Below are 12,775 nucleotides of genomic sequence, written 5' to 3'. Positions count from 1 at the left end.
ACTATAGATTAAACAACAGGTAGAGGAGTTGGGAAAATTTATCTCCCCTCCCCTCTCTGTTGTTATTTAATTCTGTTTTTTCGTATATATGGGTTAAATGGGTTTTTAATGTTGGTGTTGAAAGATTAAGTTTGTTCTGAATATCTTCCCTTATTAAACCATTTTTAATAAGTAAACAAATATCAATCTCTTTTTTGGTTAAATTGTATTTACACTTAAGAGCCTGTTCCATGGTCATCTCTCTTGTTGAATTACCAGAATTTTTATAAATTAAAAACTTATCCATAGCTGTTTTTAATCGCTGTTCAGAAGCAGGCTTTAACAAATAATCTATAGCTCCAAGTTCGAATGCTTCTGCCCCATAATGGGAAAATGCCGTAACAAAAATAATATATGCAGTTTAATGCCCCTAGATATTGCTTCTCGCACAACCTCAACACCTGTTTTTCCTGGTATTCCGATATCAATGAAAGCCAAATCGAAGTATCTTTGTTCTAAATGAGTAAGTGCATTATCACCTGTTGCTGACTGAGCTTTAATTTCAATATCTTTGTAATCATTGCAAAAGTTTAACCAGATTTTCTCTGGAGTTTTTTTCATCATCTGCTATTAGAACTGAATATTTGGCCATTATTTTCCCTCAATTTGATAATACAATAATTATAATACTATAGTATGATTTTTTTTAATTTTGTAAATAATCCTATAACCATTTTGTGGAATTATAGATATAAAAGTCATTATAGTTGACATTTGTATAGAAGTTTATTATATTAGTTCTCGAAACGACGCAGGGTGGAGCAGTTGGCAGCTCGTTGGGCTCATAACCCAAAGGCCGTAGGTTCAAGTCCTACCCCTGCTATTACAAGAGATAATCTTTTACGGTTATCTCTTTTTTTATTTATAACCTACTTTCATTAATTATATGGACTTGAAACGAAGTGAACGCCGACCCTAGGGAGGAGTAGTCGACAGGACGTCGACGACAGTGAACGAAGGTGTCTGTAATGAGGAAGCAGGATGCTTACGAATGGAAGACAAGTCCTACCCCTGCTATTACAAGAGATAATCATTTACGGTTATCTCTTTTTTTATTTATAACCTACTTTCATTAATTATATGGACTTGAAACGAAGTGAACGCCGACCCTAGGGAGGAGTAGTAGACAGGACGTCGACGACAGTGAACGAAGGTGTCTGTAATGAGGAAGCAGGATGCTGACGAATGGAAGACAAGTCCTACCCCTGCTATTACAAGAGATAATCTTTTACGGTTATCTCTTTTTTTATTTATAACCTACTTTCATTAATTATATGGACTTGAAACGAAGTGAACGCCGACCCTAGGGAGGAGTAGTCGACAGGACGTCGACGACAGTGAACGAAGGTGTCTGTAATGAGGAAGCAGGATGCTGACGAATGGAAGACAAGTCCTACCCCTGCTACTTTAATTTTAAATTATACTCTTGAAACAATTCCCTCTTTTCGTTAACCTTTAAACAAATGAAGGTTAACAGTAAAACACAGATTATAAATATTTTAAAACAGAATCCCGCTCCTATTTCTGGTGAGCTTTTAAGTAGTAAGATAGGAATATCTAGAACTGCTATATGGAAAAATATAAATAGCCTTATATCCCAAGGGTATAATATAGAGAAAACCAATAACGGTTATCAATTAATACAGGAGGAAGATCTTCTACTACCAATGGAGTTTAAAGAGGATGAGGAACTCTACATCTATAAAAAGAGTATGAACTCTACAATGTTCCTAGCTAGGGATCTAATCCATTTAGGTAAGGCTAAAAATTGGAGCGTGGTTTTAACCGAAGAGCAGGAGTCTGGAATAAGTAAGGATGGTAGTAGGTTTAACAGCCCCCTAGGAGGCCTCTACTTTACCATAATAGTAAAACCGAACAATCTAGCTCTAAAGGATGTAAACCTACCTCCTATGGCTGGGGTTATAGCTATAAATGAAATATTAAGTAAGGAGCTTGAAATCCCTATACAGAGTCGTTGGCCATTTGAGACATGGTCTAATAATATAAAAATATCAGGTATTTTACACGACTTTTCGGTAATTAGTAACAAGGTAAGTTGGGTAACAGTCGGAATTGGAATCTATACAGGTTTTAAAATTCCCAGAAGGGAGATACTAGAGAAAATTAAGTTTAGAATAAAGGATCTTCTATCAAATCCAGGTCAAATACTCCCCCTATATATAAAAAAGCTTGATATTATAGGTTTTAACCACACATTTTTGGTTAAAAATATTAGATACCAGGGATTAGTTAATAAAATAGACAGATTAGGAACATTGGAACTTAGAACATTTGATAGTTCAAAAAATATATATATTGGGGATTCAACCCAGGAGGATTAAATTAATGAAGACAAAGGATATTGTTATAATAGCAGCTTCTACATTTTTAGTGATTATAGGAGCCTATATTTCACTACCTATAGGTCCTGTACCTATAGTATTAACTAACTTTTTTATAGTGTTAATAGCACTTTTACTAGGGCCCAAAAAATCTCTAATTGTAATATCAACCTACGTTTTATTAGGAGCAATAGGTCTACCTGTATTCTCCAATGGAAAGGGAGGCCTTGGTCATTTAGTAGGATTAACAGGAGGATTTATATTTGGTTTTATACCTTTAATGTTGATTTCATCCCTGGCATATAACAGAAATTTAATAATTAGAATAGTTGCGGTTTTAATAGGATCAATAACCCTATATGCTGTAGGTATTCCCTGGGCTATGTATGTATATAACAATGTAATAGCACCAGTGGATAATAAACCTCTGTGGGATTTTGCAACAACCATGAAGTACTGTGTAACACCTTTTCTAATACCAGACCTAATTAAAATAGCCCTTGCAATAACATTTATACAGCTATTTAAAGGGAAGGTTGATCCTTTTTTATCCAATGAGTAATCTATTAGAAGTTAAAAATATTACAAAGAGCTTTAATGGAATTAAAAGAGTAGACTCGGTCAGTTTTACCTTAAACCGAGGGGACTTCCTAATAATAGCTGGGGCTAATGGGTCTGGAAAGACCCTTCTTATGCAACATTTAAACGGCTTGTACCCTGTTAAAAAGGGTACTATTTTCTATAGTGGTATTGATTGTTATAAAAAGGATAACTTTTTAAAAACAAAAGTTGGATTGATCTTCCAAAATCCGGATAGTCAAATAATAGGCCTAACAGTCTATGACGATATAGCATTTGGCCCAAAAAACCTTGGTTTTTGTAGAGAAAAGATAGGATTAGTAGTCGAAACAGCCCTTAAGGAGATGGAAATATCCCATCTTAGGGAGAGAGCCCCTTTTACCCTTTCAGGGGGGGAGAAAAAAAGAGTGACTATTGCTGGAGTTTTGGCAATGGAACCTGAGGTAATTATCTTTGATGAACCATTTATAGGTTTAGACTTCCCTGGGGTAAAAAGTGTAACAAAGAGTTTAATTCGGCTTAAAGAGTTGGGATATACTGTAATAATTATAACACATGACCTTGAGAAAATAGCCAGTTATGGGAATAGACTAATAATAATGGATAGTGGGAAAATTGTAGAAGATGGGGAACCTAAAGATCTTATTGAGTGTGTTGAGAGATATAATATTAGACGACCTATTCAAGATAGAATAGAAGATATGACATGGCTGAATTGAATATCTTTATTTACAAAAAGGGAGACTCTCCTATTCATAGGACCCACCCTACAGTAAAAATTATACTTCTTATGTTATCCTCATATATGATATCAAAGGGAAACATTTTTATATTATCCTATTTTTCCATACTGATTTTATCTGGTTTCTTTATAACCACTCTAAGTATAAAAATGTTATTTAAGGATATAAAATATCTAATTATTTTAGGTGTAATAATATCGATACTTCAATTATCTGTAAAAGGTGCACTAATCTATATTTTAAGAATTGGAGATATTTTACTACTTGGAACTATTTTTATAGGCAGTACTAGACCAAATGAGATATCCCCAGGAATCTACAATATAGTTAGAAGTAGAAGATTAGCCCAAAATATAAGCCTAACTATAAACCTAATTCCTACTTTTTTAATTACATGGAAAGAGATTGAGCTATCTGCTAGATCTAGGGGAGTTTATATAAAAAGAAACCCTCTAAACTTAGTTAAAGGACTCCTTGTTCCCCTATTAATTGAAACTTTCAAAAAGGCTGATACCATCTCTAAAGCTATGGACTCAAGGTCTTATAACGGATGGATTAAAGAGGATATAGAGGATAGGAACATTAATTTTACACTTATTTTATTGGTTCTTTTACCATATTTGATATATCTAAAAATGCCTTAACTATTGGGTTAGAGAGTCGTCTCTTCTGGATTAGAAGACCAACATTAAAGGGCTTCATATCAGACTCAACAACCGTCATCTCAGAACCAAAGAAGGAGTGATCCACAACAACCTTAGGAACTATACCAACTCCAAAACCTAACTTACTCATGGCTAATATACCCTCATTCCCAGAGGCTTCAGAGTAGGATTCAGGTTTAATGCCTCTTTCGAAAAACCAATCATCAATTCTCTTTCTAAATAGAGACTTATTGGGAAGTATAAGTTCTGTTTGGGTAGGATCAAAATCGCTACTAGTTATATCTACTTTAAAATTCTCATCAAACTTAGGTGCAATAAATACCATAGGAGTGGAGATTATTGGAAAAAACTCAAGGGTAGCTGGTAGGTTATCAGGCTCTGCGGAAATAACTATATCTGCAACCCCCTCCCCTGCTTGGGCAAAGGCCTCATTAACAGATCCTGTTATTAGGTTTAAATGAACATCTGGATGTAACTCCCTAAGTTTCTTTAAAATTGGAGGAAGGATTTCATAACACGCTGTTACCGAAGAGTATACCGTTATCTCACCACTAACAACATCAGACTCACCCTGAAGGGTCTCCTGTAAAATACTCCATCTCTCAATTACATCCTTTGCATAATCCCTAAAATGTGCACCTTGGGGTGTTAAACTTACAGACCTATTATCCCGTTCGAATAACTTCTCTCCAACCTCGTCCTCTAACCTTTGTACTGTTCGACTTAGTGCCGATGGACTAATAGCCATTACCTGGCTTGTTCTTGCATAGTGTAGTGTTTCAGCTAATTTTAGAAAAAGTTTAAGTTCCCTTATATCCATATTAATAGGATTACATAAAATTAATAAAAATCCAATTCTATTTTAGATATTTTATTGCTACAATTAATGGTATGAAAGTATTAATAGTAGAAGATGATGAAAAAATTTCAGCCTTTGTCTCTAAGGGCCTAAGAGAATCAGGATTCAGTGTGGATCAGGTATACACAGGTGAAGAGGGTTACATTATGCTAAAAAGCAACAGTTATGACGCTGCTATTATGGATATAATGATGCCAGGAGAGCTTAATGGTCTCCAGGTTATAGAGAAAATGAGGGACAACTCTATAAAAACCCCAGTTCTAATTTTAAGTGCAAAAAGAAGTGTAGATGACAGAATTATAGGCTTCCAAAAGGGTGGTGATGACTACATAACAAAACCCTTCTCCTTTGCAGAACTTCTAGCTAGGTTACAAGCTCTTATTAGAAGATCCACAATGGCGGATACAAGTACAGAGTTACACTATAAAGATCTCTCTTTAAACCTTTTAACAAGGGAAGTTAAACGGGGAGAGCAAATAATTGAGTGTCAACCTAGAGAGTTCTCCTTTTTAGAGTATTTTATACGGAATCAGGGAATTGTTTTATCTAAAACCCTAATTATGGAACATATTTGGGAGTATAACTTTGACCCTCAAACAAATGTTGTTGATGTATTAGTATGTCGATTAAGGAATAAGATAGATAAAGAGTTTGATGAGAAGCTAATCCACACTATAAGAGGTGTAGGATATGTTCTTAAATAAGGTAAATGTTAGAATAGCACTAACCTTTACCCTTTTTTCAACAATTGTATCAATAATTATCTTTACTGCCCTATCCCTACTAATTATGGGATTTTTAAGAAACGAAGACTACGGTCAAATGAGATATCAGTTAGATGTTTTAGAATCAAAGTATGAGAAGGGCGGTTTAAACTTAATAATCTCAGATATTGATATATCAAATATGATGTACGAGGGAAAACCATACTTTGTTAGAATGCAAAAGGGGCCCTCAGTATTCGATATGGGACCATCTGTATGGAAAACAGATTACAACTACTCTCTATTAAACGGTGTTGAACCAGGCAGCATAACAATATTAAAGTCTGAATTCCATGAATTTAACCTACTGGTATTAACCCATATAGCAAAAGATGGCACAATTTTTCAAACTGGTATTAGTAACCAGTATATTACACAATTTGCCAGAGTCCTGCGTAAGGTTTTTATCATACTACTTATACCATTAATTATAACAAGTATGATTTTTGGACTATGGTACTCTAAAAACACTTTAAAACCAGTTTTAGACCTTACAAATACTATAAAGGAGATAATAGAGACTGGAAAAAGAAAAAAAGAGATAAAAAAATATAGTGGGGATGATGAACTATCAGAGTTAGTAAACCTATTCTCGACACTATTTGACTCAAATGAAAACTTAATAAGAGGAATGAAGGAGACACTAGATAATGTAAGCCACGATTTACGAACTCCACTAACAAGAATTAGAGGAATATCCGAGGTGGCTCTTACTAATCCAGACCCAGAATCCCATATAGAGGCCCTATCTGATACCATTGAGGAGATTGATTCTATAATAAAAATATTAAACGCGCTACTAGATATTACAGCTTCAGAAAACGGTGTATTAAAACTAGATATTCAGAGGTTTAATATTAAAAATCTTATTGAAAAAAGTGTGGATCTCTATAGTTTTATAGCCGAGGACAAGGCGATTAATCTTCTACTGAAATTTGATTTTAACCAAGAGTATATTTATGGGGATGAGATTAAGATTAGACAGGCAATTGCCAACATTCTAGATAACGCTGTTAAGTACTCTGGTAAGGGAGAAGTTGTCGAGATAGTTGTATACTCAATAGAAGATAGATTAATAATAAAGATTAAGGATTCTGGTATAGGTATTGGCCAAGATGAGATAAAAAATATTTGGGATAGACTATACCGTTCTACAAGAAGTAGAAATGAACCAGGTTTAGGACTTGGATTAAGTATGGTTAGAGCAATAATTACAGCCCATAATGGGAATGTAAATGTAGAGAGTATTGTAGGAGAAGGCTCAACATTTACAATAAACCTCCCCCTTACAAAAAAGTAATGCTCTGGAAATACAAAAGCAATTATTTATTAGTATACTTTATATATATAAAGGAGAAATGTTATGATTCAAAGCAGTAAAAAGATTTTAATAATTCTTTTAGGTTGTATTTCAGCATTGGCATTTGCTTCAAATGCAAGTGATAATCCATTTAGAAAGGTTGCTAAAGATGTAATACCTGTTGTGGTTCAGATAGATACTGTTACAAAAACAAAGGTTAAAACAGGTCAAAATCCATTTGATTTTTTCTTTAAGAACCAGGATGGCTCAGAAAATGAAACACCCCAATATAGGGAGTTTGAATCTAGAGGTCTAGGCTCTGGGATAGTGGTAGAGTCTAGGGGAAACAAAAAGTATGTTTTAACTAACTCCCATGTAATAAAGGATGCAAACAAACTTTCTATCCACTTCTCTAACGGTAGAAGTTACGATGCAGAAATTGTTGGAGAGGATAAAAGAAGGGATTTAGGTCTAATTGTTTTTGAAACAAAAGATGATATTCCTATAGCAAAACTAGGTGACTCTGATGATCTGTACATTGGAGATTGGGCAATTGCTATTGGTAGCCCTCTAGGTTATGAGTCCTCTGTTACCCTGGGTATTATTAGTGCAGTGGGTAGACCATCTGTTACAGGTATGGAAGCAGACTTTACTGACTATATTCAAACTGATGCTGCAATAAACCAGGGGAATTCCGGTGGAGCATTGGTTAATATCGACGGTGAGATCATTGGTATAAACACATGGATAGCATCTGGTTCTGGGGGAAATATTGGCCTTGGATTCTCAATTCCAATAAATAATGCAAAGCCTGTTATTAAAGCCTTAATAGAAAAGGGTTCTGTAGAGTATGGATGGCTTGGTGTTAGTATGGGTAATATTCCAAATGATATTTCCCAGGATCTAAGAGATAAGGATCTTAAGGGTGCATTTGTTCATAGTCTATTTAAAGACTCTCCAGCGGATAAAGGTGGTCTTAAGCCTGGTGATATAATTACTAGGGTTAATGGAAGAGTAATCAAAGATAGTGAGGACTTATTAAGTTCTGTAGGGAATCTTCCTGCAGGAGAAGCTGCCAACTTTGAGCTAGTTAGGGATAATAAAAATTTACAGTTAAAAATATTCCCGGAACTAAGGGATACTAAGAGTTTAAAATCCCTATTATGGCCTGGTATAAATGTTGTTAATCTTACTAAAGAAATAGTAGATAGTATAAATGAACACTACAACAGTAATTTAAGAACATCTACAAAGGGTGTAATTGTTATCTCTGTAGCAAATGACTCAATAGCAAAACTAACAGGTGTTCTTCCTGGGGATATAATTACAAATGTAGAAGGCAATAACATTAAAAATGTTACTGAATTTTTTAATGAAATTTCTACGGCTGATAGCGAAGTATCCTTTAGCGTTATTAGAAATAATCAAAAAATAAAGTTAATTTTATCTAACGAATAATTTTCTTCACTCCTCCTAGTCCCCGACCAAAGGTTGGGGCTAGGCTTTTTTTACAATCAATTCAAACATGATATATCTGGTGTTCCACCCTTAAAGCCACAAACAAATGCCGCTACCCTATTTGCGTCTCTATTTATTTTATTTAAAGGTTCTCCCCGTAAAAGACCTACAACTACAGCAGCAGTAAATGAGTCTCCTGCCCCTACAGTATCAACTACCTCTGTCTTTTCTGGAGTTGTAAAACTATCATCACTTTTTGAACGGTAAAGTCTACTCCCACCAGACCCCTTGGTAACTATAATTAAATCCAGGTTAAATTTATTTTTTAAGGATTCAAGTGCGAGCTCTTCCACTAAGGAGAGGTTAAACATATCTATAATTATTGGTAGTTCCTCATCGTTTAACTTAAGTACATTTGCATAATTAAGGCTACTCTCAATAATATCCCTAGAGTAATAATCCTCCCTAATATTAATATCAAAAACCTTAAAACAACTCTCCTTAGTATTTTCCAAAAATTTATATATGGACTCTCTGGATTTACGACTTCTTTGGGCAAGTGACCCAAAACAGACTGCACTACACTCCCTAGCTAATTTTAGAGACTCCTCACCTAGGGTAATATAATCCCAGGCACTATTTTTTGTAAAATCATAGGTAGCCTTACCCTCATTGTCTAGATCTATAATAACAGTACCTGTAGGTTTATCTAACCTAGAGACTATATGTTTTAAATTTCTAGAGTTAAATATAGATATGGCCCTATCACCTAAGTCATCCCTACCCACAGAACTAACAACATAACCCTCCATTCCTAAAGAGTTTACATGCATTGCAAAATTCCCAGGGGCTCCACCTAGTTCAGCCCCATCTGGAAACAGATCCCACAGAATCTCCCCTAATCCTACTATTTTTTCCATTTTACATACTCGTTACATAGTAGATGTATAGGTTTTTCATCCTCTTCAATAGTAGGGAATCGACCAATAGGCTCAAAAAATCTATTATCATTTTCATCATCATTAACATCCGATACTTCACCAACAACAACGTCCCCATTAACCCCTGTAAATGAGTGATATATATATGGCTCTAAACAGATACTCTCCCCTGGATTTAATAGTACTACAGCTCCAGGTTTTAAATTCTTTCTAACTCCATCAATAGAAACAGAGAACTCCTCATCACCTAGATTTTCATCTTTATCCGCTTTATATAGGGTTAAGGATAGAATACCCCCACCTCGATTAATTATATCTTCCCTCTTATTCCAGTGGAAATGCATTGGAGCTAACTGGTTCTCTTTAATTACCATAATCTTTTCAGCATAGCCCTTAGGGTATTTATCCCTATTTTTATAGTTACCGTTCCTAATGGTAAAAAGAAACAGTCCTACTTTATTATAATCCCCTAGTCCATAATCTGTAACATCCCAACCTAGACTATTCTCTACAATCTCATCAACCTCATCACCCATACCTGTCCAATCTTCTGGACTCCATGAAGCGAAGACAGGTAGTTTGAAACCAATGGACTCAAACAGTTTTTTAGAGTTTAATATCTCCCTATTTATCTCTGATCTTTTCATTTAAATCTCCTTATTATATAAAACTATTGTTTAAACAGAGAATATTCAGATCATCTAGACCTATATCTCCATCAACATCTATTACTCTCTCTTCACCATTTAATAGGGTGAAATCATTATCTGAAAATCTGGAACCATCCTTAGAGCTTAAAACAACATTAAAGGCTGGGTTATTACTTAATAATTTAATAGAAACCCCATTTTCTCTCTGCTCTATAACAGTAGAAATTTCACACTTATTAATTCTGCAACGCTTAGGCTCAGTTATAAATAGAGTGTTTGTTATCAACCTACCTTCAAACCCACCACTTATATAGAAAAATCCATCAGTTCTATTAAAGTCAAAACTCTCTAGATCTATATCCAAAATTTTTGTAACACTTTGGGCCACTCCAGTTATATTAAACTCTTTTGACCATAGGGAGTTACCACTAAAATCCTTAAAATCTATTTTCACATCCCCAAGGGTATCTTCTAACCTATCGTTAACAATGGAGAATGAACAACTGCCATCTTTTTTATAGTATGATATAAGATGTACCGGCTCAAATATTTTTTTTATTTGGTAGTGTAGAGGCTTCCATCTGCCACCATACTCAATTGATGACCAGGACGAAACAGGCCATAAATCGTTTAATTGCCAATATAGAATCCCCATACAAGTAGGTCTATTTGATCTCCAATACTCTATTGCAGTTTTTATAGCCACACTCTGCTGAACCTGACTTACATATAGGAAATTTTCAAAATCCTTTGGGATTCTATAATACCTAGACATAGTCTCAAGAATTATCTGATTCCCCTTTTCATTTTTTTGATGATGCTCCATAAATGGAGATGTTATATTTAACTCCTCCTCTGGTGCAAAACTCTTTACAACATCTAATGAAGGGTATGATTGAAACCCAAATTCAGAACAGAATCTAGGTATTACATCGTAGTAGGCATCAAATGATTTACCCTCGTGCCATACACTCCAATAGTGCATATCCCCCCTACTATCATCATGCCAACAGTCAGAATAGTCATCCTCTCCTGCACATGGGGAACTAGGCCACCACGCCCTATTTGGATCTATCTTTTTAATATTTTTACCTAAAACACCCTCATTTAGTCTATCATAATCAATTATATAGATATCCCTATCTTTTCTACTCTCTTCAAACCAGGTTAAGGCCCCAACATTCTCATTATTTCCACACCACAAACCAATAGAAGGGTGATTTTTTAATCTTTTAATCTGATACCTTATCTCAGACTCGACATTGGATAAAAACTCTTTATCTGCAGGATAAACAGAGCAGGAGAACATCATATCCTGCCAAATTAGAAGACCCATCTCATCACATAGATCGTAAAAGATATCCTTCTCATACTGCCCCCCACCCCAGACTCTTAGGGTATTCATGTTTGCATCCCTAGCATCTTTAATTAGGGAGTAGTACTTATCATCACTCTGTCTAGATGGTAGAGCATCTACAGGTATCCAGTTGGCTCCTTTAGAGAAAATATCAACACCATTAACCCTAAAATATAGGCTTTTACCAATTTTATCCTCTTTAGAAATCACTTCTAGATCTCTAAACCCAACTCTTTTAACCTTAATCTCATCTAGTGTCTCTAGTTTGAAACAATATAGAGGTTGATCCCCATATCCGTTTGGCCACCAGAGTTGTACATCACCCTTATTAAGATTAATAGTTATAATGTTTAAACCGACGTTTACATCTCGACTATAAGTAGTTTTTATATCCCCATCATAGAGATTAAAACTGGTACTGCCTTTAACTAATGACCGATACTCTATAATAATATTTATATTAACTTCACTATTATCTAACTTATAATCTAAATCCCACGATTCAATAACTCCCTGATTGTAAGAGTTTATTTTAATTGAGTTGTAAATACCAGAAACCATTAACGCAGGTCCCCAGTCCCAACCTGAGTGACACTGAACCTTTCTTGTATAATTCCTTGCCGGTGATTGCAGGGGAAGAATCATGTAAGGTAGTTTATATGGATGGTTCTTCTCTAATTCAAGAGCCCTATTTTCAGCTGAGTGAAATTTTATATCTATTTTATTCTCCCCCAAAACAAGCTTCTCTTTTATATTTTTTTTAAATGGAACAAACATATTCTCTGACTTACCAACAAGCTCCCTATTTATATAGATGTCACAGTAGGTATCTAGAGAGTTTATATCTAGTATAACTTCTCTATCTTCTAATTTTTCTATATTAAAAGATCTCTGTAAAACCCAATCCTCCTTGGCTAAGTCCTGGAAATCTAACTCATTATTTCCATAATATGGATCCTCTTTAACTCCTGAATCGATTAAACCAGTGTAGATATCCCCAGGAATCTCTACATTACAAACCTTATTATTATCACCATCTAATAGTGTCCATGAACCCTGTAAATCTATAACCATGTGT

The 12,775-nt window shown here is 34.8% G+C and carries 13 protein-coding genes and 1 tRNA gene; 8 read left to right on the top strand and 6 right to left on the bottom strand.

Going from position 1 to position 12,775, the window contains the following annotated elements:
- Position 1 precedes the first annotated feature (1 nt).
- Complete coding sequence (locus EW093_RS12745; RefSeq protein ID WP_149568784.1) at positions 2-325, bottom strand: helix-turn-helix transcriptional regulator; 324 nt, start codon at positions 323-325, stop codon at positions 2-4.
- Positions 326-330: 5 nt separating this feature from the next.
- Complete coding sequence (locus EW093_RS12740; RefSeq protein WP_149568783.1) at positions 331-603, bottom strand: response regulator; 273 nt, start codon at positions 601-603, stop codon at positions 331-333.
- Positions 604-789: 186 nt separating this feature from the next.
- On the opposite strand from EW093_RS12740, the gene EW093_RS12735 reads away from it, so the two are divergent.
- The 5 genes from EW093_RS12735 to EW093_RS12715 all read left to right on the top strand — a co-directional run bounded on the left by EW093_RS12735 (position 790) and on the right by EW093_RS12715 (position 4,347).
- Positions 790-862, top strand: a tRNA-Met gene (locus tag EW093_RS12735).
- Between the two features lie 640 nt (positions 863-1,502).
- Positions 1,503-2,381, top strand: coding sequence for an HTH domain-containing protein (locus tag EW093_RS12730; protein WP_149568782.1), 879 nt, complete (start codon positions 1,503-1,505; stop codon positions 2,379-2,381).
- A gap of 4 nt (positions 2,382-2,385) precedes the next feature.
- Entirely contained in the window at positions 2,386-2,943 is a 558-nt protein-coding gene (locus tag EW093_RS12725; protein WP_149568781.1) for a biotin transporter BioY, read from the top strand.
- Positions 2,936-3,679 (top strand): energy-coupling factor ABC transporter ATP-binding protein, encoded by a 744-nt coding sequence (locus EW093_RS12720; RefSeq protein WP_149568780.1) that lies wholly within the window; start codon positions 2,936-2,938, stop codon positions 3,677-3,679. The genes EW093_RS12725 and EW093_RS12720 overlap by 8 nt, the downstream gene beginning before the upstream one ends.
- Positions 3,667-4,347: an energy-coupling factor transporter transmembrane component T family protein gene (locus EW093_RS12715; RefSeq protein ID WP_149568779.1), complete on the top strand. Its 681-nt coding sequence runs from the start codon at positions 3,667-3,669 to the stop codon at positions 4,345-4,347. Before EW093_RS12720 ends, EW093_RS12715 begins: the two co-directional genes overlap by 13 nt.
- On the opposite strand, the gene ilvY is transcribed toward EW093_RS12715, so the two are convergent.
- Entirely contained in the window at positions 4,298-5,188 is an 891-nt protein-coding gene (gene ilvY / locus EW093_RS12710; protein ID WP_149568778.1) for an HTH-type transcriptional activator IlvY, read from the bottom strand. The genes EW093_RS12715 and ilvY overlap by 50 nt on opposite strands.
- A gap of 71 nt (positions 5,189-5,259) precedes the next feature.
- Here ilvY and EW093_RS12705 point away from each other — a divergent pair, with 71 nt between their 5' ends.
- The 3 genes from EW093_RS12705 to EW093_RS12695 all read left to right on the top strand — a co-directional run bounded on the left by EW093_RS12705 (position 5,260) and on the right by EW093_RS12695 (position 8,749).
- Positions 5,260-5,931: a response regulator transcription factor gene (locus tag EW093_RS12705; protein ID WP_149568777.1), complete on the top strand. Its 672-nt coding sequence runs from the start codon at positions 5,260-5,262 to the stop codon at positions 5,929-5,931.
- Positions 5,918-7,291 (top strand): sensor histidine kinase, encoded by a 1,374-nt coding sequence (locus EW093_RS12700; protein WP_149568776.1) that lies wholly within the window; start codon positions 5,918-5,920, stop codon positions 7,289-7,291. Before EW093_RS12705 ends, EW093_RS12700 begins: the two co-directional genes overlap by 14 nt.
- Positions 7,292-7,354: 63 nt before the next feature.
- Positions 7,355-8,749, top strand: a complete 1,395-nt coding sequence (locus tag EW093_RS12695; RefSeq protein ID WP_149568775.1) for a Do family serine endopeptidase — start codon at positions 7,355-7,357, stop codon at positions 8,747-8,749.
- A 56-nt stretch (positions 8,750-8,805) separates the two neighbouring features.
- Here the strand turns inward: EW093_RS12695 and EW093_RS12690 are convergent, their stop codons facing one another.
- The 3 genes from EW093_RS12690 to EW093_RS12680 are packed head-to-tail and all read right to left on the bottom strand — an operon-like array spanning position 8,806 to position 12,771.
- Complete coding sequence (locus tag EW093_RS12690; RefSeq protein ID WP_149568774.1) at positions 8,806-9,669, bottom strand: carbohydrate kinase family protein; 864 nt, start codon at positions 9,667-9,669, stop codon at positions 8,806-8,808.
- Positions 9,657-10,337: a D-lyxose/D-mannose family sugar isomerase gene (locus EW093_RS12685; protein ID WP_149568773.1), complete on the bottom strand. Its 681-nt coding sequence runs from the start codon at positions 10,335-10,337 to the stop codon at positions 9,657-9,659. Before EW093_RS12685 ends, EW093_RS12690 begins: the two co-directional genes overlap by 13 nt.
- A gap of 13 nt (positions 10,338-10,350) precedes the next feature.
- Entirely contained in the window at positions 10,351-12,771 is a 2,421-nt protein-coding gene (locus tag EW093_RS12680; RefSeq protein WP_149568772.1) for a beta-mannosidase, read from the bottom strand.
- Positions 12,772-12,775: the final 4 nt, after the last annotated feature.

Source organism: Thiospirochaeta perfilievii (assembly GCF_008329945.1).
GTDB lineage: Bacteria > Spirochaetota > Spirochaetia > DSM-2461 > DSM-2461 > Thiospirochaeta > Thiospirochaeta perfilievii.
Note: the sequence above shows the minus strand (reverse complement) of the source record. Positions and strands in the feature narration are given on the sequence as shown.

Bases quoted from the DNA above. Each gene is read 5' to 3' on its own strand.
- EW093_RS12690 (WP_149568774.1), bottom strand. From the start codon at position 9,669: ATGGAAAAAATAGTAGGATTAGGGGAGATTCTGTGGGATCTGTTTCCA.
- EW093_RS12720 (WP_149568780.1), top strand. From the start codon at position 2,936: ATGAGTAATCTATTAGAAGTTAAAAATATTACAAAGAGCTTTAATGGA.
- ilvY (WP_149568778.1), bottom strand. From the start codon at position 5,188: ATGGATATAAGGGAACTTAAACTTTTTCTAAAATTAGCTGAAACACTA.
- EW093_RS12680 (WP_149568772.1), bottom strand. From the start codon at position 12,771: ATGGTTATAGATTTACAGGGTTCATGGACACTATTAGATGGTGATAAT.
- EW093_RS12705 (WP_149568777.1), top strand. From the start codon at position 5,260: ATGAAAGTATTAATAGTAGAAGATGATGAAAAAATTTCAGCCTTTGTC.
- EW093_RS12700 (WP_149568776.1), top strand. From the start codon at position 5,918: ATGTTCTTAAATAAGGTAAATGTTAGAATAGCACTAACCTTTACCCTT.
- EW093_RS12715 (WP_149568779.1), top strand. From the start codon at position 3,667: ATGGCTGAATTGAATATCTTTATTTACAAAAAGGGAGACTCTCCTATT.
- EW093_RS12730 (WP_149568782.1), top strand. From the start codon at position 1,503: ATGAAGGTTAACAGTAAAACACAGATTATAAATATTTTAAAACAGAAT.
- EW093_RS12725 (WP_149568781.1), top strand. From the start codon at position 2,386: ATGAAGACAAAGGATATTGTTATAATAGCAGCTTCTACATTTTTAGTG.
- EW093_RS12685 (WP_149568773.1), bottom strand. From the start codon at position 10,337: ATGAAAAGATCAGAGATAAATAGGGAGATATTAAACTCTAAAAAACTG.
- EW093_RS12695 (WP_149568775.1), top strand. From the start codon at position 7,355: ATGATTCAAAGCAGTAAAAAGATTTTAATAATTCTTTTAGGTTGTATT.
- EW093_RS12740 (WP_149568783.1), bottom strand. From the start codon at position 603: ATGATGAAAAAAACTCCAGAGAAAATCTGGTTAAACTTTTGCAATGAT.